The sequence below is a fragment of the Desulfosudis oleivorans Hxd3 genome (genome assembly GCF_000018405.1).
GTDB lineage: Bacteria > Desulfobacterota > Desulfobacteria > Desulfobacterales > Desulfosudaceae > Desulfosudis > Desulfosudis oleivorans.
The window spans coordinates 312,132-335,011 of the sequence record NC_009943.1; the positions used below are offsets into that span (position 1 = coordinate 312,132).

General features: G+C 47.5%; 21 protein-coding genes and 1 tRNA gene. 18 read left to right on the forward strand and 4 right to left on the reverse strand.

What is annotated here, in order from left to right; all coding sequences use genetic code 11:
• Nucleotides 1-138: 138 nt before the first annotated feature.
• From DOLE_RS01365 to DOLE_RS01440, 18 genes are all read left to right on the forward strand, one after another.
• The gene (locus DOLE_RS01365) at nt 139-2,169 is read left to right on the forward strand and encodes a radical SAM protein (protein WP_012173703.1); all 2,031 of its coding nucleotides are present in this window, start codon (nt 139-141) and stop codon (nt 2,167-2,169) included.
• A 24-nt stretch (nt 2,170-2,193) separates the two neighbouring features.
• Nucleotides 2,194-3,951 (forward strand): tetratricopeptide repeat protein, encoded by a 1,758-nt coding sequence (locus DOLE_RS01370; protein ID WP_083766495.1) that lies wholly within the window; start codon nt 2,194-2,196, stop codon nt 3,949-3,951.
• Between the two features lie 358 nt (nt 3,952-4,309).
• Nucleotides 4,310-6,019, forward strand: a complete 1,710-nt coding sequence (locus DOLE_RS01375) for a type I restriction-modification system subunit M (protein WP_012173705.1) — start codon at nt 4,310-4,312, stop codon at nt 6,017-6,019.
• Complete coding sequence (locus DOLE_RS01380) at nt 6,019-7,260, forward strand: restriction endonuclease subunit S (protein WP_012173706.1); 1,242 nt, start codon at nt 6,019-6,021, stop codon at nt 7,258-7,260. The genes DOLE_RS01375 and DOLE_RS01380 overlap by 1 nt, the downstream gene beginning before the upstream one ends.
• The gene (locus DOLE_RS01385) at nt 7,257-10,226 is read left to right on the forward strand and encodes a type I restriction endonuclease subunit R (protein ID WP_012173707.1); all 2,970 of its coding nucleotides are present in this window, start codon (nt 7,257-7,259) and stop codon (nt 10,224-10,226) included. Before DOLE_RS01380 ends, DOLE_RS01385 begins: the two co-directional genes overlap by 4 nt.
• A gap of 129 nt (nt 10,227-10,355) precedes the next feature.
• Entirely contained in the window at nt 10,356-11,477 is a 1,122-nt protein-coding gene (locus DOLE_RS01390) for a three-Cys-motif partner protein TcmP (RefSeq protein ID WP_012173708.1), read from the forward strand.
• Nucleotides 11,474-12,217 carry a DUF5131 family protein gene (locus DOLE_RS01395; protein ID WP_012173709.1) on the forward strand — a complete coding sequence of 248 codons (744 nt, stop codon included), beginning with the start codon at nt 11,474-11,476 and terminating at the stop codon, nt 12,215-12,217. Before DOLE_RS01390 ends, DOLE_RS01395 begins: the two co-directional genes overlap by 4 nt.
• A gap of 303 nt (nt 12,218-12,520) precedes the next feature.
• Entirely contained in the window at nt 12,521-12,976 is a 456-nt protein-coding gene (locus tag DOLE_RS01400; RefSeq protein ID WP_041280284.1) for a hypothetical protein, read from the forward strand.
• A 409-nt stretch (nt 12,977-13,385) separates the two neighbouring features.
• Complete coding sequence (locus DOLE_RS01405; protein ID WP_012173710.1) at nt 13,386-14,009, forward strand: Rad52/Rad22 family DNA repair protein; 624 nt, start codon at nt 13,386-13,388, stop codon at nt 14,007-14,009.
• Between the two features lie 86 nt (nt 14,010-14,095).
• Nucleotides 14,096-14,935 (forward strand): PD-(D/E)XK nuclease family protein, encoded by an 840-nt coding sequence (locus tag DOLE_RS01410; RefSeq protein WP_012173711.1) that lies wholly within the window; start codon nt 14,096-14,098, stop codon nt 14,933-14,935.
• 116 nt (nt 14,936-15,051) lie between these two features.
• Nucleotides 15,052-16,008 (forward strand): DUF932 domain-containing protein, encoded by a 957-nt coding sequence (locus tag DOLE_RS01415; protein WP_012173712.1) that lies wholly within the window; start codon nt 15,052-15,054, stop codon nt 16,006-16,008.
• 73 nt (nt 16,009-16,081) lie between these two features.
• The gene (locus DOLE_RS01420) at nt 16,082-16,273 is read left to right on the forward strand and encodes a hypothetical protein (protein ID WP_012173713.1); all 192 of its coding nucleotides are present in this window, start codon (nt 16,082-16,084) and stop codon (nt 16,271-16,273) included.
• A 26-nt stretch (nt 16,274-16,299) separates the two neighbouring features.
• On the forward strand, nt 16,300-16,467 hold the full coding sequence (locus DOLE_RS18360; RefSeq protein WP_012173714.1) for a hypothetical protein: 168 nt from the start codon (nt 16,300-16,302) through the stop codon (nt 16,465-16,467).
• 106 nt (nt 16,468-16,573) lie between these two features.
• The gene (locus DOLE_RS01425; RefSeq protein WP_041280285.1) at nt 16,574-16,843 is read left to right on the forward strand and encodes a MerR family transcriptional regulator; all 270 of its coding nucleotides are present in this window, start codon (nt 16,574-16,576) and stop codon (nt 16,841-16,843) included.
• On the forward strand, nt 16,833-17,159 hold the full coding sequence (locus DOLE_RS01430; RefSeq protein WP_012173715.1) for an HIRAN domain-containing protein: 327 nt from the start codon (nt 16,833-16,835) through the stop codon (nt 17,157-17,159). Before DOLE_RS01425 ends, DOLE_RS01430 begins: the two co-directional genes overlap by 11 nt.
• Nucleotides 17,160-17,168: 9 nt before the next feature.
• Nucleotides 17,169-18,833: a hypothetical protein gene (locus DOLE_RS01435; RefSeq protein ID WP_041280286.1), complete on the forward strand. Its 1,665-nt coding sequence runs from the start codon at nt 17,169-17,171 to the stop codon at nt 18,831-18,833.
• A 142-nt stretch (nt 18,834-18,975) separates the two neighbouring features.
• Nucleotides 18,976-19,257 (forward strand): helix-turn-helix transcriptional regulator, encoded by a 282-nt coding sequence (locus DOLE_RS18710; protein WP_083766497.1) that lies wholly within the window; start codon nt 18,976-18,978, stop codon nt 19,255-19,257.
• On the forward strand, nt 19,257-20,453 hold the full coding sequence (locus tag DOLE_RS01440; RefSeq protein WP_041280287.1) for a tyrosine-type recombinase/integrase: 1,197 nt from the start codon (nt 19,257-19,259) through the stop codon (nt 20,451-20,453). Before DOLE_RS18710 ends, DOLE_RS01440 begins: the two co-directional genes overlap by 1 nt.
• A 28-nt stretch (nt 20,454-20,481) precedes the next feature.
• Here the strand turns inward: DOLE_RS01440 and DOLE_RS01445 are convergent.
• The 4 genes from DOLE_RS01445 to DOLE_RS01460 form a co-directional block, all read right to left on the reverse strand.
• Nucleotides 20,482-20,558, reverse strand: a tRNA-Met gene (locus DOLE_RS01445).
• A 65-nt stretch (nt 20,559-20,623) separates the two neighbouring features.
• Nucleotides 20,624-20,935: a DUF167 domain-containing protein gene (locus tag DOLE_RS01450; RefSeq protein WP_012173718.1), complete on the reverse strand. Its 312-nt coding sequence runs from the start codon at nt 20,933-20,935 to the stop codon at nt 20,624-20,626.
• Complete coding sequence (gene thrH / locus DOLE_RS01455) at nt 20,936-21,541, reverse strand: bifunctional phosphoserine phosphatase/homoserine phosphotransferase ThrH (protein WP_012173719.1); 606 nt, start codon at nt 21,539-21,541, stop codon at nt 20,936-20,938. It lies immediately after the preceding gene.
• A gap of 22 nt (nt 21,542-21,563) precedes the next feature.
• On the reverse strand, nt 21,564-22,880 hold the full coding sequence (locus DOLE_RS01460) for a homoserine dehydrogenase (RefSeq protein ID WP_012173720.1): 1,317 nt from the start codon (nt 22,878-22,880) through the stop codon (nt 21,564-21,566).

The following is a 22,880-nucleotide window of genomic DNA, read 5'->3' on the forward strand; positions in this document are numbered from 1 at the left end:
ATATTATTGTATAGGACTATACTATAAAATAAACGTCACCTACAAGAGATAGGTTTATAGTTAGATAGTCGTATATGTTAAGAAGTAGTTGTCACTCTGTTCCATAACCACCAACGCAGTCATAATGCCGAGGGTGCTATGGCCTACAAAACCAGACGTGAAGAGCCATCAGCAATCATGGCCTCACCTGAATCTTCTGTAAAGCCCGATCACATCAAGATTATCAAGGGCTCTACCGACATCCTGCTCATCGCTCCCCACGCTTGCATTCGGGACGGTAAGCCCAAGGACGACGAAAACACGGGACCCATTACAGAGATGGTGGCACATCAAATCGGATGCTCGGCCATCATCAATACCCATTTTCACAAACCCGACTCGAAAAAATACCCTCGTGGCATGGGAAAGGGCAACTTGGACTTGAATGTCATTGCCGATGCTGAAATGGTACCGGGTTATTTGGATGCGATACGTGCTGTTGTCGAGGCACCAGGTAAAACGACGGTGATTTGGATTCACGGGGCCGACAACGCAAATGCTATTGAAGTTGCGTCCGAGGCTACTTACGATTTCCCAGGGGACGAAATCCACGCCTTCATCGGCTATGGCCAAGGTGGGAGCCGCCCTAAAAGCGGGTGCAAAAACCTATTTACCGCAAAACCGGAAACAGTAGAGCGGTTCCGTGATGCCCTCATCAGCAATAGAATGAATGCTGTGCTCACCGATAAAGATGCCGTCAACTACCGGGGCCGTAGAACAAAGGGGATGAACCAGTGGTTCCTGAATCAAGAATACACCCTGGACCAAGTGGAGTCCATACAACTGGAAATCCGCAAAGCAGGCTTCCGAGACCTTCATCATAACATCGAGAAAACGGCCGGCATCCTGATTGAAGCATTGAGCCAGGAAGCACTGGTTCCAGTTATTCCAGAGGAAACCGTAGCCGACGAACACCTGGTGGACATTGCCTTCAACCACCTTCGAGGCATCTTCGCCAAGCACATACACGAGGCGATGCTTCAAGCCGGTCGGTATTTGGTGCGGACCTTTTACGGCACCTATGAAAAAGCCCGAAAGAAAGAGAAAATCCGAAAACAGTCGTTCGCCAAACTCGAAGAGAGGCTGAACAATGGCACCGGCGATGTTCCCAAAAAGACCTGGATTTACGATGCCGTCAAGGTGGCCGTAGACGATCACTTTTTCAGAAAGGAAAGCAAAGCATTTTTCCTGACGTACGGAAAACTTGGACACAGCCAAAAGGTCCTGCTTACCCAAGTCAAAGATACAAATCAAAAAAAGGAGTTAGTGGAAAAGGCTGTTGAGACGCCACAGACCGTAAAACAGTTCCGAGAAAGCATCCAGGCCATCAAGAAAAAGAAGCGGAAATCAAAGCGTAAAGGCGGACATAGCGATTGGACAAAGCCAGAAAACAACGTCAGTTTTTGTAGTGGCTGTGAAAATGACTGTATCTATTGCTATGGACGATACTTTGCCGCCAATCGAAATCAAATAGCCCCAAATCACTGGTCTAAAATGAAAATAAGGGAGCATCATGTTACAAAAAAACGAACATTACATGCAGGGCTGATTGGCTTTCCATCAACGCACGACATTCTTCCCAGCAATCTCGACGCCACGCTCCTTGTCTTGGGAAAACTTTTACGAGCCGGAAACAAAGTGCTGATTATGTCTAAGCCCCGGCTTGACTGTATCAAAAGACTCTGCTCGGCCTGTGAGTTTTTCAAAGACACAATTCTGTTTCGTTTTACCATTGGGGCAATGGACGATGATATCCTTGGCTTCTGGGAACCCAATGCCCCGACCTATGAGGAACGAAAGGAATGCTTGGCATACGCCCGCAATCAAGGATTTCAGACTTCGGTCAGTATGGAGCCGATGCTCGATACCGAAAATCTGGATGCGTTGATAAAAGCTTTGCGACCTTTGGTGTCAGATAAAATCTGGCTTGGAACAATGGAGTACTTGGGTTGGATAGGAACCCGTATCAAGGCCGATTCCAAGGGCGAGTTAGAAAGACTGGAACAGGGGCAAACACCGGATAAGCTAGTGTCCATCTTCAACAGATACGAAGACGATCCAATGATTGAGTGGAAAACAGTAGCGTTGAAAATAATAGAAGCCCATAAACAACAGGAGAGAAAACCATAAAGCTTAAGCGAGGATAATTTGGATATGAACCGTATGACAATATCAATTCTGCTCGTTGTTTCTATTTTAACTTTCAATTCAGCCTTCTTGTGTGCGGATAGTAAATTTCTTGATTCTTCAAAAACACCAGAAAAAGAGATGGACTATAAGTTCATAGCACCGAAGACGACAATAGAGACAGGAGTAATAATGACAAAAGACGGTCAAAATATTGTAGCTCGAAAAATTTCTGAGGATAACAATGTTATAGTCTATTATTTAGGGCATATAGCCCATGGAATAACCGTAGACAAAGTGTTAAGCATTGCGAACACAAGTGGATCGGGACTGATAGGCTTTTCAGAAGGTGATCGGCGAGATAGTTTGAACGGTTCTGGTTTCCAGGCTGAACCCAAGACGTCTATTACAAAAGTAGAAAATTTGGATGATGTAAATTTTATCGATGGAGGAAAATTTTTTGAAAAAGGAAACTATACAGAAGCGATTCAAGCATATAGTTTATATTTGAGATATTACCCTAAATCCCCAACCGGATATTCAAATTTGGGTTTATGTTATTTACAAAAGGGAAATTTTAAAGAGGCTCTAAAGTACCATACGAAAGCGATAGAGCTTGATGACAATAGAGCAAATCTGTATATAGCGAGAAGTGTTTCATACTGGAAAATGGGATTAAATGACCTTGCTTTTGCTGATATAGAAAAAGCTATTGAGTTAAATCCCAATAACAAGGATGCCTATTTAAAGAAAGGAAAATTCCTGTTTAATAAAGAAGAATACAAAAATGCTATCAAACCATTTTTAAAATATTTGGAATTGGGAGGCAATAACTGGGAGGCACTATCAGCTTTGGGTTGGGCATATCATAAAACCGACAATGACAGAGATGCACTAAAATATTTAATGATCGCTCATCAAAGTAACGAGGGTTCCTATGATAATAATATAAGGATGGCCGACGTTTACAGGGGGCTTAAGGAATATGAAAATGCTATAAAATATTATACGTTGGCTTTGAATACTGACAAAAAAGATATATTCCTCTATTTGTATAGAGGCATATCTTATATGGAAAAGGGAGACTATTCGCTAGCTGAATTGGATTTTAAAAAAGCACTTGAATTGAAGGAAAATGATCCTGTTGTATTGTGTAATTATGCACAACTTTACATTTATCAAGACAAAGATAGAAAAGCGATACCTTTACTTAAAAAGGTTTTAGAGGTATCGAAAGATGAGGAATGTAATATTTGGTCGAAGTTTACCCTAGAGGAAATATCAAAAAGCCGTAAAAAGACAAGAAACGTAATTGCACTCTTTTTAATTTTTATTGCATTAATTTTTTTAATATTGTTGGGCGTTTTAAAACTAAAAAAAAGTGCAGGATTAATGAGAGTAAATGTCACAAAAAAATTAAAATATATATCGACTGCAACTGTTCTTATGTGTGGTGTAATGTTTTTTATACTGTCTCAACAAACAGAAAAAAGTACGGAAAGAGCTAAGGCAGAGCCAGCAATACGACAGGCACTTCAGGCCGTTGATTTAGGTCGGTATTCTATAGCGTCAGATTTCTATCATAAGGCAATTGAATTCGATCCTGACCGGAAAGAAGAGTTTGATAGAAGAATTAATGCAATGATGGACCGTAGGCTACAAGAACTGTGGTCTGGTCAATATGACTTCGGTAAAATGAGACGGTACCCTGAATGGGAGGCGGCACGGAAGGCAGATGCGTTTGTTCAAAAGGAGATACAAAAATTTCACAGGGATTTTAAATAAGACAAATAAAGCCTTTCAGTGATGAAGTTCGAAAGGCCTCAATTTATCGGGTGACCCGTGTAAAACTTGTGTTACCCGAAAAGTGTGCGTCATAGATACCCGTGACACTGTAATTACAGATGACACCTGAAAGTGTCACAAAACGGTTAAAAGTGTAAAACAGGCGTAATTACAAAACTTTATAGTGTAACAATTCTGTTGCACTTATTCTCTCCCCGTTCCGTCTATCCTTCAAACAAACTTCCGGTAATTAGGCTGAAACTATGGGGAAATGCTGTTGATATGAAACAAATATGGGTGTAAATAAAGGGATGGGGAGCAGTCAGGCCAATAAACCAATACAGGAGCAACAGACAAAGTGAACAACTTCCAGGACAAGGCTAATTTTATCTGGCAGGTCGCAGATGACATTCTACGAGGCACTTTCAAGCAGCATGAGTATGGCGATGTCATTCTTCCGTTTGTCGTTTTCCGCCGGCTGGACTGTGTTTTAAACGGCAAAAAAGACGAAATCATCGACACATACAAAAAGTTCCAGAAGAAGCTGGATGACCCGTCTGCTGTTGTTTTGCAGGCTACCGGAGGGTTGAAGTTTTACAATGTCTCCCTGTATGACCTTCAGCGGCTGACCCAGGATGCCGGCAATATCGAAGCCAACTTTAACAACTACATCAACGGGTACAGCAAGAATGTTCGGGAAATCATCGACAACTTCAGCATCGAGAAGATAATAGCCAAGCTGGCCAAGAACGAGCTTCTGTTCATGCTGGTGGACAAGTTCACCGAGATAGACCTTCACCCCGACAAAGTCAAAAATCATGAGATGGGCTACATTTTTGAGGAACTGCTTCGCCGTTTTTCAGAAATGTCAAATGAGACTGCTGGAGAGCACTACACCCCCCGTGAGGTCATCCGCCTCATGGTCAACCTGTTATTTGCCGAGCAGAAGGAAGAACTCAAGGGCAAGGGCATTGTCCGTTCTGTTTATGATCCGGCCTGTGGTACAGGCGGCATGTTGACCATCACCAAAGAGCATATCCAGAAACACATCAACCCCAAGCTGGAGGTCATTCTGTTCGGCCAGGAGCTCAACGAGCAGACCTATGCCATTGCAAAATCGGATGTCCTGATGACAGGCGGTGAGCCGGACAACATCAAGCTGGGCACCAGTTTCAGCAATGACCAGTTCAGGGATAAACGGTTCAACTTCATGCTTTCCAATCCACCTTTCGGTGTCAGCTGGAAAAAGGAACAGTCCTTTATTAACAATGAAGCGGAAGACCCCGGCGGTCGTTTCCATGCCGGCCTGCCAAGGGTAAGTGACGGGGCCATGCTGTTTCTCCAGCACATGATTTCAAAAATGGAGCCCACCGGCAGCCGTATCGCCATCATTCACAACGGCTCTCCCCTGTTCACCGGAGATGCCGGGTCAGGAGAAAGCAACATCCGCAAATGGATTATTGAAAGTGACTGGCTGGAGGCCATTGTGGCCCTGCCCACGGAGCTTTTCTTTAACACCGGTATCGCCACCTACATCTGGATTGTCACCAACCGCAAGCCTGCCCATCGTCGAGGTAAGGTCCAGCTTGTCAATGCGGTTTCCTTTGCCCAGAAAATGCGGAAAAGTCTGGGCAGCAAGAGAAACTTCATCACCACCGAACAGATACAGCAGATAACGGATATCTACACCGGCTTTAAAGACGGGGAGTTCTGCAAGGTTTTTGACAACGAGGACTTCGGCTTTACCAAGGTGACGGTTGAACGACCGGAGATGAAGAAAGACAAGATCGTTAAGGACAAGAACGGCAACCCCAAGCCAGATACCTCTTTACGGGATTATGAAAAGATACCGCTGAAGGTGGATATCGACGAATACTTCAAGCGTGAAGTCCTGCCCCATGTGCCGGATGCCTGGATGGACCGCAGCAAGGATAAGGTCGGCTATGAAATCAATTTCACGAAATACTTTTACAAGTATCAGCCCCTGCGGTCCCTGGATGAAATCAAGGCCGACATCCTTGCTTTGGAGAAAGAGACAGATGGATTGCTGAGCGAGGTGCTGTCCTGATGAAACGGTATCCGAAGTATAAGGACAGCGGGGTTGAGTGGATAGGCGAAGTGCCGGAACAGTGGGAAGTAAAGCGGTTAAAATTTCTGGCTAAGAATGTGAACGAACAGACAAACACAAAAAAACAAGATGAAATCTATATTGCTCTTGAGAATGTTGAAAGCTGGACCGGTCGTATAAGCCCTCAAGACAATGAAATTACTTTTGAAAGCCAAGCAAAGTGTTTTTGTTCCAATGATATTTTGTTTGGGAAGCTTCGTCCGTATCTTGCTAAAGTAGCTCGGCCGAACAAATCCGGTGTCTGTGTCGGAGAATTCCTTGTCCTCCGAGTTCTTGACAATGAGGTCCTTCCCGAGTTTCTTGAACAAAAGCTACGGTCACAATGGTTTATTGAGTTGGTCAACAGCTCAACCTTTGGTGCGAAGATGCCAAGAGCAGATTGGACATTCATCAGTAATGTCAAGCTTACATATCCATCGCCAAAAGAACAAAATCATATCGCCTCTTACCTCGACCACAAAACCCGCCTCATCGACACCTTGATTGAAAAGAAACAGAAGCTGGTTGAACTGCTCCAGGAGCAGCGGACAGCCCTTATCAGCCATGCTGTCACCAAAGGGCTGAACCCCAAGACCAAGATGAAGGATACCGGGATTGAGTGGCTAGGTAAGGTGCCGGAGCATTGGGCAACAGCATCGTTAAGATGGTATTTAAGAATTGGCAGCGGAGAGTTCCTATCAAACAATGATTTTCTAACTGAAGCTTCTGATCAGAAGAACATTCCGGTAATTGGTGGTAATGGAGTAATGGGGTATACAAGCAAGACGAATATTCAGGAGCCAACAATAGCAATCGGACGGGTCGGAGCTCTTTGTGGAAATGTTCATTTGGTTAATCCACCCGCCTGGATAACTGATAATGCTCTTCGTCTTTCTAATATTAAGGATTTTCTCATTGATTACCTTTCATTGTTTCTTGGGGTTTTGGATTTAAATAGATTGGCTAATCAAAATGCACAGCCACTGATAACGGGAAGCATGATAAAATCACAAAAAGTTCCTATTCCGCCGATACCAGAACAGAAAGACATTCTTCAGTATTGTTCTAAATTTTCGCAAACGATTGATCATGGTATAAATACATTGCACAAGCAAATAGCCGTTTTACAAGAATACCGCACCACTCTAATATCCGATGTGGTTACCGGAAAAATCGATGTAAGAGACGAGGTCATCCCATGAGCCCTGGTTATCTGGAACAGGATTTCGAAGAACACATTGAACAGCACCTGCTAAAGTCAGGCTACCATAAGCGAAAGCCGGAAGAATACGACAAGGAAGCCTGCCTGATACCTGCTGAAGTCCTCAAGTTTATTCAATCGTCTCAGCCCAAGGAGTACAAGAAACTTCAGGGGTACCTCAAATCAGAAACCGACCAGAAGATACTCTCCCGATTGTCTGCTGAAGTTGCCAAGTCCGGTGCCCTGAGCGTTTTACGGAAAGGGTTTAAGACAAGAGGCTGTACGTTCAAGATGGCCTTTTTCAAACCGACCAGCGGCATGAACCCTGAAACACAGAAGGTTTACAAGGACAACCGGTTTGCCATTATCCGGCAGCTTAAATACAGTGTCAAAAACGAGAACAGCCTGGATATTGCCCTATTTTTAAACGGTGTGCCCATTATCACCGCTGAATTGAAAAACTCCCTGACAGGCCAGTTTGTTGAAAATGCCATCAAGCAATACAAGCAGGACCGGGACCCCAGAGAGCAGCTGTTCAAATTCAAACGCTGCCTGGTCCACTTCGCTGTTGGCAACGAAAAAGCCTTTATGACCACCCGGCTCCAGCAGGACAAGACGACCTTCCTGCCGTTCAACCTTGACACGGAAAACCCCGTAAACCCCGGCGGACACAAAACCGCTTACCTGTGGGAAGATATTCTTCAGCCGGATACCCTGCTGGACTTAATCCAGAACTACCTGCATATCCAGAAGGTCAAGGAGCAGTATTACGATAAGGCCAGCGGCAAGGTTAAAAGCCAGGAGCATGAAGTGTTTATCTTTCCCCGGTTCCACCAGCTTGATGCCGTCAGAAAGATACTGGCGGCAGTCAGGGAAGATGGAGCCGGTAACAATTACCTGGTTCAGCACTCCGCAGGTTCGGGCAAATCCAATTCTATTGCATGGCTGGCCCATCATCTGGCCAGTTTTTACAAAACCAGCAAAGACACGGCCAGAATGTTTGACTGTATCGTGGTGGTGTCTGACAGAAAGGTGCTGGACAAGCAGCTTCAGGACACCATCAAGCAGTTCGAGCAGGTCAAGGGTGTGGTCCAACCCATAGACAAAACATCGGGCCAGTTGAAAGAGGCCCTTGAAAAGGGCAAAAGCATCATTATCACCACTATCCAGAAGTTCCCGGTGATTTCAAAAACCATGACCGAACTGAAGGGAAAGCGGTTTGCGGTTATCATCGACGAAGCTCATTCCAGCCAATCCGGCGAAACATCCAAGCATTTGAAAAAAGTGCTGTCCGTCAACCTGGAGGAAGCTGAAGAAGAAGACACGGTAGAATTTGACCTGGAAGATGAGATTGTCGAAGAAATCACTTCCCGTGGCCGGCAGCCGCACATCAGCTTTTTCGCCTTTACCGCCACACCCAAGGGCAAAACCCTGGAACTGTTCGGCAGAAAAAATTCTGCCGGCAAGTTTGTCGCCTTTCACACTTACTCCATGCGGCAGGCCATCGAGGAGCATTTTATTCTGGATGTGCTGGAAAACTACACCACATTCAAACGGTATTTTAAGCTGGCCAAAAAGGTCGAGGGTGACAAAGAGTACGAAAAAAAGAAAGCTCTTCGGCTGCTCATGTCCTATGTGGATTTACATCCGCACGAAATCGAAATGAAGTCCCGTATCATGCTGGACCATTTTCTGGAAAAAACAGCCAATGCCGTCCAGGGAAAGGGCCGGGCCATGGTTGTTACCCGGTCCCGGCTTCATGCTCTCCGGTTTTATCTGAACTTTAAACGGCTGATGAAGGAGATGAACCTCCCCTTCAAACCCCTGGTGGCATTCTCCGGCACGGTCAAAGACCCGGACAGCGGGGACGAACACACCGAGACCAGCCTTAATGAACTGCCCTCCAGCCAGATCGTCACGGCATTTAAAACCCCGATTTACCGTATCATGATTGTCGCCAACAAATTCCAGACCGGATTTGACGAGCCGATGCTTCATACCATGTATGTTGATAAAAAACTTGGCGGTGTTAATGCCGTTCAGACATTGAGCCGCTTAAATCGTACCATGCGGGGTAAGAGCAGCACCATGGTTCTGGATTTTGTCAATGATACTGAAGCGATTAGGCTGGCTTTTCAGGATTATTACCAGACCGTATTCCTGGAAGAAGAAACAGACCCTGACAAGCTGTACGATTTACAGGCCGAGATCGAGGGCTTTTCCCTTTTTATATCCAAGGAGGTGGACGCCTTTGCTGAAATCTTTTTCCATCCCTCTGAGCCGATGGAAAAACTCCAGCCCATTCTGGACACCGTTGTAAAACGATGGAAGGCTATTCCGGACGACAACACAAAAGAGGACTTTCGCTCTGCCCTTCAAAGCTTCATCCGGCTTTACGGGTACATCTCTCAGATTATAACTTTTCAGGATGTCGAGCTGGAGAAGCTGTATGTATTCTGCCGCAACCTGAACCGCAAACTGCCGAAGCGGAAAGGCCAACTGCCCTATGAGATTCAGGATGCCATTGACCTGGCATCGTTTCGGATGCAAGAAACCTCATCCGGCTGGATTCGCCTTGAGAAGACAGACGGTGAAGCCAAGGGCATCAGCCTCGGCACCCCCCAGCACACGAATGATGAGAAAGACCTGCTGTCAAACATTATTAAGACACTGAACGACACCTATGGCATTGAACTGACGGATGATGACAGGGTGGATATCGGAAAAATGCAGGAGAAGCTTCAGCAACGGGATGACCTGCGGGAAGTAATGACCGGTGACAACACACTTGAAAATATGCGATACAAGTTTGACAAAGTGGTGGATGAACTGCTGTTGGATTTTGTCCACACCAAGCTCAACCTTTACAAAAAGCTCAGTGATGAGAAAGTGAACCCGCTGTTCAAATCAAAATGGTTTGAAGGGTACCTGAGGGATAGCAGAACAGACGTTCATCAGCGGGTTTGATTGCTTGCTTCATAAATATGATAAGAATATCTTTCCAGCCTAAGGCAATATGACTTTTATGCTTCTGTATGATGTTATGGTGGGTATGCTGATAAAAAGAAGGGGGCTAATACGCATAGGGGGATTAAAATGGGCACATGCACCGCAAAGGACACAAACCCGGAATACTGGTCAGACTATTCAAATCTACAGCACGTGAAGCATAAAATAATTCAGAATTACCTCAATGGTTGGTTCCCCAAATTAGGTAGATGGTCTGGCCGGATATGCTACTTTGATACACATGCTGGCAGAGGTCGCCATAAAGGCGGTCAGGAAGGATCTCCACTGGTAGCACTTGGTTGTATTTTGAATCACAAACACAGGGAATCTCATTTGTCAGGGTGCGAAATAAAAATGTTTTTCATTGAAGCAGACGACCAAAACTGTTGTGCCTTGCAAAATGAGATTAATCGTTTGGGACCGCTTCCAAAGCAGGTTCAGGTCCATACTATTACAGAGAATTGTTTTGACACTCTTCAGTCGATTCTGGAGCATCTGAACGAATCTGGGAATTCATTGGCCCCTGCGTTTATTTTCGTTGACCCGTATGGCTTCAAAGTACCTGGTGCGGTTCTTCGTAAATTGATGGCGTTTGACCGCGTTGAACTTTTTGTAAACGTAATCTGGCGTGAGTTAAGTATGGCTATTGCCCAAGGTGAAACTCAACCAGGCATGGCTAACACGCTCAATGAGATATTTGAAGGAGAGCAATGGCATGGCTTGGTTGGAATGGCATTTGACGAACAAGCGAATGCCTGTATTAACTTAATTCGCAAAAATACAGGAGCAAAATGGGCAACCCACATTCGTATGCTTGGCCCTAATGGAGCAACAAGATATATGCTCATGCATCTGACCAATCACGATTCAGGTAGAAACCTTATGAAAGATTGTGTCTGGAAAGCCTGCCCAGAAAACGGATACTATGCCAGAGCAAAAGACGACCCAAAGCAACAGTTCCTCATAAGACCTGAGCCAGATCTGAAACCCCTTGAGGACTGGGTTATCAAGATTCTTTCTTCCGGCCCGACAAAATGGAAAGACCTGCTAGAACAAAATCTTTCGGAAATATGGAGAGACACACATCTCAACAAAGTCATTAAACAATGTCGTAAGTCGGGACGAATTGGTGCCAGAAACTACGAAGGCAGATTTGCACTGACCAACAATCCAGAATTATTTATATATAAGAGGGGCTTTTTTCAATGAAAAGCAAAATTGAATGGACTGAATCCACTTGGAACCCTTTCACCGGATGCACAAAGATAAGCTCCGGTTGCCAGAATTGCTATGCAGAAAAAATGGCCCGTAGGCTTAAGGCGATGGGAAACCCAAAATATAAGAATGGATTCAAGTTCACAATTCATAGGGAGCTGTTTGAATTTCCACAACAACACAGAAAGCCGCTTACCATCTTCGTCAACTCGATGAGTGATACTTTTCACGAAAAGGCAGATGATGATGTTGTTGTTTCGCTCTTCGATTCAATGGCAAAAGCACCCTGGCACACATTCCAAGTATTAACCAAAAGGTCTATGCGGGCGAAAGACATCGCCGCTCAAATTGAATGGGCCAAAAACGTATGGCTTGGTGTTACTGTTGAATCAACAGAAAACCTATTCCGATTGGACCATCTTAAGGATATTCCTGCGGCAGTGAGGTTTTTATCATTGGAACCACTTCTCGGTCCATTACCCAATTTGGATCTTAATGGAATAGACTGGGTTATCGTCGGCGGCGAGTCAGGGCCAAAATCACGCCCGATGGAAGAAGATTGGGTGCTCGAGATTAAAGAACTCTGTCTCCAAGCTAAAGTACCATTCTTCTTTAAACAATGGGGCGGTATAAACAAAAAGCGAGCGGGTAGGTTGCTTGAAAACCGAACATGGAATAACTATCCAAGAACAAACCGAAAAATTTATCGTGGTCATAGAACTCAACTTGTTTAAATTTATCGCCACAGGCACCTAGTGTATGAGGCTAGAACGATTTACGATATAATTTTTTATGCCCCCAGAGTCAGTATACTATTTATTTGGATAATTCAATAAAAGATAACTACTACATGGAAGATACTAAACACACATAAAGATAGATAATTGTTGACTATTTCAATCTTATTGATAGAATTAGCAAATTCAGGGGTTGAATTAGGGTGGATAATCTATCTTGTAGGCTTATTCGGTGGAGTTGAAGATGGTTTAGTAAACTCCACCTATATCTAATCTCATCCTATAACAAAGGAGGGTCAAATGGACATGCAATCAGCAATGAAAAAGCTGGAAAGCCCTGATTTTAAAGAGCGTTTTGTCGCATTAATTGTACTCATACAAGTTTCTGCATTTTTAGTTAGTCTTGTGATGCGTATATTATTTGAATTCCAATTATTTAAAACCGGTCTATTCCTTTTTGCGTTATTTATAATATGTGGAGTTATCGTAATGACTGCGGGGCTTCTTTCCTTGCGTGCTAGAACAATCACTTATTTGTTTTCCGCAGCCTTTTATTTTGCTTGTGCCGTTTTGTTTGCATCAATACTGTCCAAAATTTTTACGGACGCTTTCAGTATAATAGCTGTAGGGACAACCTTGTTTGGCACATTGGCTAGTGCCAACATTTTGATAAGCACTGCAATGTTTATAGTTGCATTATTCCGGCTGCTCGTATTAGGTGCTGCAAAAGATTACGAGCGGTCACCAAAGAATTGAAACAAAAAATAGACAAGCTGAAGAAAACCGAGTAACCCGTTTTAGCGTAAAATTTTTATCCACAATCAAAGGCGGTCTTCTATGTCACAGTGGTGTCCATAATTTGTGGACATCACCCTACAAAATGATTTCCGTACGTACGGAAAAATCCTCACTGTTTCATCCCAGTCATTTGTATCCTGGGGATGTCCGTTTATCAGGCGTTCCCTTTTAAACATCACTCCTGTTGATGTGATGCAAATATCATAATCAACAAAACAAGCCAGTAGAGAGGGCAGTCGCCGGTTTTACCGCCGGGGCTGCCCTTTTGTGTTGGGGGCAAGGAAAGCCTCCCGATGTCAGCCTGGTGAGCCCTGATGCTTGCCGGGCTTTTTGCGTTTTAACCACCATAAACTCAAAGGAGAAGCCCATGAACAGAGAAATCCTCGAAAAACCATTTGGCCCGGAGCAAATCAAACAGCGTGAAGGCAACTTTGGCAAGATGCTGGCCTACATCGAAGGTCATGTCGTCATTCAAAGGCTCAACGATGCTTTTGACGCGGATTGGTCGTTTACTATTCTTCATCACGAAATCCTGAAGGATACCGATGAGGTCATTGTAATCGGTGAATTGAAGGCGGGTGGCGTCGTAAAAAGCCAATTCGGTTCAAGCCGGATTACCCGTGCCAGGGAGACTGGAGAGATCCTCTCCCTTTCCGATGACCTGAAAGCCGCCACAACGGATGCCCTGAAAAAGGCGGCCACGCTGCTGGGTGTCGGCCTTCATATCTATGGCGGCAACGGACAGCAGCAAGGTAAGCCCCTTGCCGCCGGCGACAATGGAGACCACTCACAGGGGCCATCCAACGGCAATGGTGGCGGCAACGGCCGCATCACCGGCAACCAGTATAAGTACATGATACGGCTTAATGAGGACCAGGGCCGTACACTGGAGGACCTCAATCAGCAGTGCCTGACAATGTACGGGGCTGTGGCTCAACACCTGTCAAAGGCGGATGCGTCGTCAGTTATAAAACAGCTTCTGGCAAACTGACATCCCCATCATCAACCCACGCATGAAAAGGGAAAGGCCGGCACGGGTCTTTCCCTTTTTGCGTTTTCAAACAGAAAGGAAATGTCATGTCAAGAAATCTGGCGTTACAGGATTTTAACCAGGAAATACATATCAGCCATAACCAGATATTCACCTATTGCAACTGTTCCCTTAAATATCGTTTCCAGTATGTCGAGCACCGGAAACCTGAACGAGTCAACATCGCTTTGCCGTTCGGGTCGGCGATACATGCCGCTATTGAAATGTATTACCGGACCCTCAAGAACCATGGCCATGAAGAGAGTGTGACGGCTATCTGTGAGCGTTTTCAGACCTGTCTGGAACTGGACCTGGACAACACGGATGTTCCGGTCATTTTCAAAAAGGACCTGCCGGACCGGAAGGCAGCCGTCGAAATGGGCCACGCCATGTTGCGGGCTTTCCATGAGAACACCGTCCAGACCGCCCAGACCGCTCAACAGATTGTCGCTGTTGAACTGCCCCTTACCAGCACGCTTTACACGGAAGAAGGGCACGCCACGGAATACAAGCTGGCGGGCATTTTGGATTTGGTGCTTCGGGATGAGTCCGGTGAAATTGTGGTGGTTGACAACAAAACAGCGGCCAGGCCAATGGCACAAGGCACCGCAAATCACGATAACCAGATGACGGCCTACGCAACGCTGCTCGCCTCAAACCGGTACGTCCTGCCCAAGGCGAAAGTCAAATGCCGCTTCGATATCCTGCGGAAACTGAAAAAACCCAAGCTGGAGCAGGTAAACACCACACGTAACGCGGAACAGCGAAAACGCTTCGCCAAGATTGCCAATGCCGTCCTGGCAGGAATTGATGCCGGCATCTTTCTGCCGCAGCCGTCATGGATGTGCGGTGATTGTGCTTATTCTAACGCGTGCAGAGAGTGGTAACAACCCAAGGCACAAGAAAAGCGAGAACGCCCTTCTGTGAGCCCGTCACGGCTTCAGGGGGGCATTTTATTTCAGGGGAAGGCCCCTGTGTCAAAACGTCCATGAAAGGAGAACTCATGAAGACAACAACAACGACTTTGGAAAGGGTAATCGAAAAAGTTCACGAAGCATCTGCCGGTCATTATGACGAGGTGGTGCCGGTGCAGGAGATGGAATTCGACAGTCTGTCCAGAATGTGGATTGCAGGACAGCAAACGGAAATCTTGCCCGGTGCCCAGCGGCTCTTGTCCAACAGGCTCCGGGTGCCTTTTTCTTATCTGTCCCGCTGCCCGGCCAACCTGCAGGCCGAAAATCTGAATTTCTGGATTGAACAGGAACGACTGAATCGGGAAACCTTTTTCTGCCGGTTTGATGGGCATCGGCTGAGAGCCGTGTTTACCGAGCGGTATAAGCCCCTGGACAACATGGATGTGCTTTCGCAACTGCTCCGGCACGGCTTCGACCCAGACACGCAGGTTCAGTACGCTATTGATGACGGCATGTTCCTGGTCAGGATTCCAGAGTATGCCAGAGCCTTTGGCGTGAATCCCGGATACGGCAAACTGGATGAAATCGTGCCCGGCGTGTCGTTTGCAAACAGTGAAGTCGGCTTGCTTGCCTTTAGCATCGAGGCGTTCTTTTATCGGCTGGTCTGCACCAACGGGCTCATTTCAAAGACATCATCGACCTTTTCCCGCTTTAAACATATCAGCAACCGGGGGCTGGAAAACTTTCCCGAAACCATTGCCGGTGTTATCGAGGATTCCGTCCGGAAGCAGGAACAGTTCAAGCTGTCCCGGCAATCTCCTGTTGAAAATCCTATCCGTTCTATTGAGACCTTTGCCAGGCAGTTCGGTCTGGCCCATTTGGAAACCGAAGTGGTCTGTAAAGCCTATCTGCTTGAGCAAGGTGCCACGATGTTTCACATCATCAATGCATTCACACGGGCGGCCCAGGACAAACACCTGGACACTTTGCAATCCTATCGGCTGGAATCGGCCGGTGGTCAGATTTTAAGTTTGGTTCGGCCCTGACCTTCATCAACAATCAACCCGGAAGCCCAGTCATCAAAAGGTGGCTGGGCTTTCTGTTTTTACGGAGAACAACATGACAAAAGAAAAGAAAGCCTGTTATGGAGAACCCGAGCAGTTGGGAGAAATTTTGATGCGAGTGCTGGAGGGCAGGAAATTCCGCCTGGAGTGTGGGCATTACGTCACTTTTGGCTCCCACCTCGGAAATGACATCACAATTTACAACGGCAAAAAATTCAAAATCATTTGCAGCCAGTGCGGCTATTAATCCGCCGGCTTGAAAGGAGACAACACATGGATGATTTCTGTGACGACTTTGACGGCATTGATTGGGAAGACTGGATGATTATCGGTCCCCTGTCCGAGGACATCGCCAGGGAAAAACGGGAACAGGACCGTATCCAGAACGAACTGGACGATGAGGGTGACGAGTATTGGGACATTATCAACGAAAAGTGGTGATTCCCATTGCCCCCCCGATTATGACACTGACGTGAATAAACTGACCTCATTATAGTAGAGGAGATGTGTTTTTTCTCCTTAATAAAAATAATCGGAGGACAAAACAATGAGAAACCAACACACTTATTCAATTGGAGAAGCTTCGGCAATGACAGGCATCAGCCAGCGACAACTGCGGGATTGGGAGGGTAAATACATCCCGAAGCCGGCCAGGATTTCAGTCGGTGAACGGTTTTATCGACGCTACACCTCGAACGACATCCGCCTGTTGAAAAAAATCCAGGAGAACCTGGCAGAGGGTTTCACCCTATCCGCCGCAGCCCAAAATGCAGCGGCAACCAAAATATACCAGGAGGAGGCCGGCCATGAAGAATAAATTTTCGCCCATTCAAACCCGGTTGACCGGGGTCACCTTTGATGATTGCCAAGCCAACATTCGCAAGTGGGGGTATCCTGACATCGGCACCTATGCCCTGGTCCGAGAACCAGAAAATCCCCACGACCCCAATGCGGTGCGGGTCAGTCTCTTCGGCATTTACGAGATGGGCTATCTGCCCCGGTGGCTGGCTAAGGACATCGCCTCGCAGATGGATGCCGGCAAAGCCTTTCTGGCCGAGTTCATCTGTCGCAATGAATATGAGGCTTATAAAAATATCGGACTGACGGTCCGTATAGTGGAGGCCACTGAATAAACAAGAACCATGAAACAGTTGTCAAAAAAAACGAACGATAGACACCGTGATGGGAAAGATTGGTTGGCAGATGCGGTAAAAATGAGACCGATGGAATCATCGAGCCGTCGGCTGGATGCCTTTGTAGACGCGATGTTCGAGGAGGTCGCTTCCTTCATGAAGGTGTCCAGCCGGACCCGACAAACAAAGGCCTTACGGGCTGTCCTGTTGAACCTCATAAACGCTCACCATCTCGACAGGCCGGTTAGGTATTCCCGCAACAAAAATCGTTATACACGGGATAGGCGATATGGTCAGCATCATTACACCTACGACCGGCTTATTCCCATCATCGATGCGTTGGAACGGCTCGGATACATCGAGCAGAGTTCATACTACAAGGACCCAGACGATGATAGATACGGCCTTCAAACGCGTATGTGGGGTACTGAACTGCTTTGGGCACGGTGTCGTAGATACAGGGTGACACATTATTTCGGCCTGGCCCTAAACCCGCCGGAAGAAAAAGAGGTCATCGTCCTTCGCAACAAAGAGAAACAAGACCGTCCATACCGGGAAACACACCAAACCCGGCAGATGAGGGACGACCTGGAACGTTACAACGGTTTCATCGACAGGAACTTTATCTCGGTACGACTGACCGGCGATTCCATCGTTGACAATCGCTGGCTGGTCGAAAATCTGTATCAGAACATCAGTAAAAGTGAAACCTGGATACAATCTGTCATACTAAACAATAGTCACAGTAAATATAAATATACAACTCCTATACCCACATTTACCAAACATCTATTACCTTTCCATACAAACCCGTATCGAATAATCCAATCTACCAGAGACAGGATACCAATAAACAACCCCATTCCCATTACTAATACGAAACGCGGGAAAGTCTTGCTGGACGTGCTTCTACAGCGTTTCTGGTCTGAAGCCCATTTTTTTGAAAAAGACCTCTACAAACGCAGTATCGAGATTGGCCGGATTCCCTTAGATAAACGTCGAAAAGTGTTGGATGTCAAATCTCCGCTCCAAGACATTGGCGTTGATGAACTGGTGTTCGTGCTCGACCACGAGCACCTGCGACGCATCTTCAATCGTGAATCCTGGGAATACGGTGGACGAGCTTATGGAGCCCTTCATCAGAGTATGCTCCGCAGACCGATGCGAAAGAACGTTCTGATTGACGGTGAACCGACCGTTGAAATCGATTATTCCGCTTTTCACATTCGCATGCTCTACCACAGGGAGGGCATAGATTACACGGACGACCCGTATCTTGAATGCGAAGGCCATGAAATGCGGGACATCTATAAGGCGGTGGGGCTTATTGCCATAAACTCCACGGAAAGGGATGCTTGCGGTGCCATACGCGACGAACTGGAAAACAGGGGACTGGCACCGCCGGACCGAGAAAAACCGTATGCAAGCCTTGTCAGTGGCTTCAAACAGACCCATCCTGCCATTGCCCACCATCTCTTTTCAGACGTGGGCATCAGGCTACAAAATATCGATTCGATAATAATGAACGCCATTCTGGTTCGGCTGATGGACAACGGCATTCTCGGCCTGCCGGTATACGACAGCGTTATTGTTCAGCAACAGCACGGGACATTTACACGGGAGGTGATGACTGAGGAATACAGGAAGCAAACGGGTTTCAATCCCAAGTTTTGATGACACGCACGTCATCGTGTCCCCTTGCCGGGACAGGCACTACGCCAAACTTTGAGCGGAATCTCGTAAAACTACCAGGCCCAAACACCTCGGGTCACAAGCTGTGGATCAGCATATTCCACTTGAGTGAGGTGCAAATATTATGAAAAGAAAGGAAAGTTTATGGGGTAGAGAATTATGGACGCAGCAGGAGGTTGCCAGACATTTTAGGGTATCAGCCAATACAATAAAAAACTGGCGAAGGCGGGGTTTGTTTAGTTACTTTGTTGCCCCAGGCTCAGACAGGGTATTATATTATCGTACAGAGATTGAACATTTTCAGAAAACCTTCACAGAATGGAGAAAGGAGGAACAAAAAGGTCAAAAGCATGTGGGTGGGGTAAAGCCAAGGCTGTCTTCCGATAATGATTGGAGGATAAGCTGATGGCGAAAAAACAAGACAGGTATTTGCAGAAGCGTGACAACACCTTTTATTTCCGTAAAAAGCATAATGGCAAAGTGTTTAAGCGATCATTGAATACAACTGACAAGCGGACAGCTAGGGACCTTCGGAATTTTTACCTCAGAAACCTCGTTGAATACGGACAACTGGATGCACCTGAAAAGGTGGACTATGATGTCATCACTTTCGGGGAGGTTGCGAAAGAATGGGCTTCCATACACAAGAAAGAGGTTCGGTATTCTACGTGGCCGGATTACGTGTCATCAATGAACGGTCATATCCTGCCTAATTTCAAAGACATGCCAATAGCTGAAATCACCTACGGAGATGTGCTGAAATTCAGAAGCGGGTTGAAGGTTGGAGCCAAAAGAGCGAACAACATTTTAGTGCCAATGAAATCTGTTTTTGATTATGCTGATAGGGAAGGGATTATTCAGGATAACGTGATGCGGAAGATAAAACGACTTTCAGAAGAAGCACCGGAGATTCATCCTTTCTCTTATGATGAGGTCAATCGACTTCTAGACGCAGTGCATCCCTGGTATCAACCGTATTTGATTGTAGCGTTTTTTACGGGCATGCGGGCGGGAGAGCAAAATGGTCTGTGTTGGTCAGATTTTCTTGAAGATATGCAACCAGAGCCACGGATTTTTATCCGTAAAACGTATGTGTATAAAAAGGACGGCATCCCGAAGACCAAAAAGTCAAAGCGTTATATAAAGTGTCTTCCGCAGGTGCTTGAGGCTCTATCGGAGCAACGGAAACTGACCGGTAAAAATAAACATATCTTTCTGACCATTGACGGAAGACGGATGACCCCGGATCACATCCGGAAGGAGGTATGGATTCCCGCACTAGAAAAGGCGGGTATTGAATATCGTCCGCCCATTCAGACAAGGCATACTTTCGCTACCATGATGCTTTCTGCCGGTGAGGATATTGGTTGGGTCCAGAACATGCTTGGACACTCCTCGTTGCAGATGATTTTCCAGCGGTATTATGCCTGGGTACCGGAGAAAACCCGTTCAGACGGTCATGCGTTCATGAAGTACGTTGGATGCCTATCCGTAACGCAAAAACAGGATGCCGGGAGTGCAGGTGAGATAAAGGTAAAAACGGACGAAGGGTGTACCAATCTTGTACCACTGGACAAATATAGGCATAAAAAAAGAGGCTAGATTTTATTCTAACCCCTTGTTTTTATTTTGGTAGCGGGGACAGGATTCGAACCTGTGACCTTCGGGTTATGAGCCCGACGAGCTACCGGACTGCTCCACCCCGCATCATCTAATCTGCTGTTTGTATACCACCTGCATGGGCCTGTCAAGGGGTTTTTAGGGAAAACCCGTCAATAGCCGGCCAGCAGTGCCTTTATTCTTGCGGCTTCCTGCTTTCCGGCGGCATTTGGAGACAGGGCGAGGCACACCTCTTTTCGTTTGGAGGCCGCGCCCGCGGCAATGGTGATCGATGTTTTGGGAATGCCCAGAAGCCGGGAGAGAAAGGCCACGCACATCTCGTTGGCCCTGCCATCCACCGGGGGCGCCGTAATCTTGATCTTCAGGGCGTTGTCGTGGGCCCCCACCACCATGTTTTTCGAGGAGCGGGGCGCCACCAGCAGGGGAAAGCAAAGCGTGTGGGCGTGCTCTTTGACGGGTATCATCTATTTTGCCAGGGAATCGGCCAGCAGCTCCCGCACCGTGTCGTAATCGGTGGCCACGGGAAACTGGGGAAACTCCCGGACCACGTTTTCCGGGGGCCGGAACAGAATGCCCAGGTCGGCCTCGGCAAGCATGCCGGTGTCATTGTAGGAGTCGCCCATGGCCGTGATATGGTAGTTCAGCGTGCGAAGGGCCAGCACGGTTTGTCGCTTGCCATCCTTCTGCCGCAGGTTGTAGTCCACGATGGCGCCATCATCCCCGATGGTCAGGGTGTTGCAGAACAGGGTGGGCAGAAGCAGCTTTTCCATCAGGGGGCCGGCAAACTGGGTGAAGGTGTCGGACACGATGATGACCTGGGTCTGTTTTCTCAGCCAGGTGAGAAACTCAAGGGCGCCTTCAAGGGGGTCAATAGTGGCGATCACGTCGGCGATATCGGCAAGCTTCAGGCCATGGTCCGCCAGAATGGCCAGCCGTTTTTTCATCAGCACGTCATAGTCGGAGATATCCCGGGTGGTGAGCCTGAGTTCGTCGATGCCGGTCTTTTTGGCCACGTTGATCCATATTTCCGGAACAAACACCCCTTCCAGGTCACAGCAGACAATGTTCATGTATGTTCAGCGCCTTTCTGCTTTATAAACCGCCGTTGTCCTCTTCGATGCGGACCACGATGGGATCGTCGGCCACGATGTGAAGGGCCGCGATGTCGGCCAGGGCCTTTTTCATGTCCGCCTCGCAGGCCTTGTAGGTCATCATCACCAGGGGGGTGTGGTCTCCGTAAAACCGGCCCTTCTGGTTGACCGACTTGATGCTGATGTTGTGGCTGCCCAGGGCACCGGCGATCTTGGAGAGCACGCCGGGCTGGTTTTCCGCGGTAAATCGCAGGTAGTAGCGGGTGTGCAGCCGGTCGATGGGCAGCACCGGTATGGTGCGAATCGCTTCGGGCCGGTAAGCAAGGGCCGGAATCCGGCCAGGGGCCCCGAACACGAGGTTGCGGGCGATGTCCACGATGTCGCTTACAACGGCGCTGGCCGTGGGCATTTTCCCCGCGCCGTGGCCGTAAAGCAGAACATTTTCCACGCAGTCGCCGGAAACCGTTACCGCGTTTAACGAGCCGTTGACGCTGGCCAGGATATTATCGTGGGAGATCATGGTGGGATGGACCCGCGCCTCCACGGCGCCGTTGGTCTGCTTGCTGATGGCCAGCAGCTTGACCGTGTAGCCGAAGTCCGCGGCAAACTCGATGTCCATGGGCGTGATCCGGCGAATGCCCTCTACATAGACGTCCTCCAGGTTGATGGTCATGCCGAAGGCGATGGCGTTTAAGATGGCCAGTTTGTGGGCCGCGTCAAACCCGTCTACGTCAAGGGTGGGATCGGCCTCGGCAAACCCGTTTGCCTGGGCGTCGGCCAGCACCTCGTCAAAGGCGCATCCCTCGGCGGTCATGCGGGAGAGAATGTAGTTGCAGGTGCCGTTTAAAATACCCCGGATGGAGCCGATGGCGTTGCCCACCAGGGACTCCCGGATCGACTTGATAATGGGCATGCACCCGCCCACACTGGCCTCGTAGGCCAGGTCCACCCCTCTTTGTGCGGCCAGGGGAAAGAGGGTGTTGCCATGGGCCGACAGCAGGGCCTTGTTGGCGGTGACAATGTGCTTGCCGTTGTCAATGGCCCGGGTGATCAGCTCCTTGGCCAGGGTCTTGCCGCCGATCAGCTCCACGATGATCTGAATTTCCGGGTCGTCCACCACGGCCCCGGCATCGGTTGTCATGACCCCGTCTGCCAGGGGCAGGTCTTTGCCCCGGGTGGGATCAATGTCGGCAATGCTTTTCAGGTGAACATTGATGCCGGTGCGGTCTGAAATCAGCTTCTGTTTTTCCAGCAGGATACGGGCCGTGCCGCTGCCCACGGTGCCGCAGCCCAAGATGCCTATGTTGATCTGTTTCAT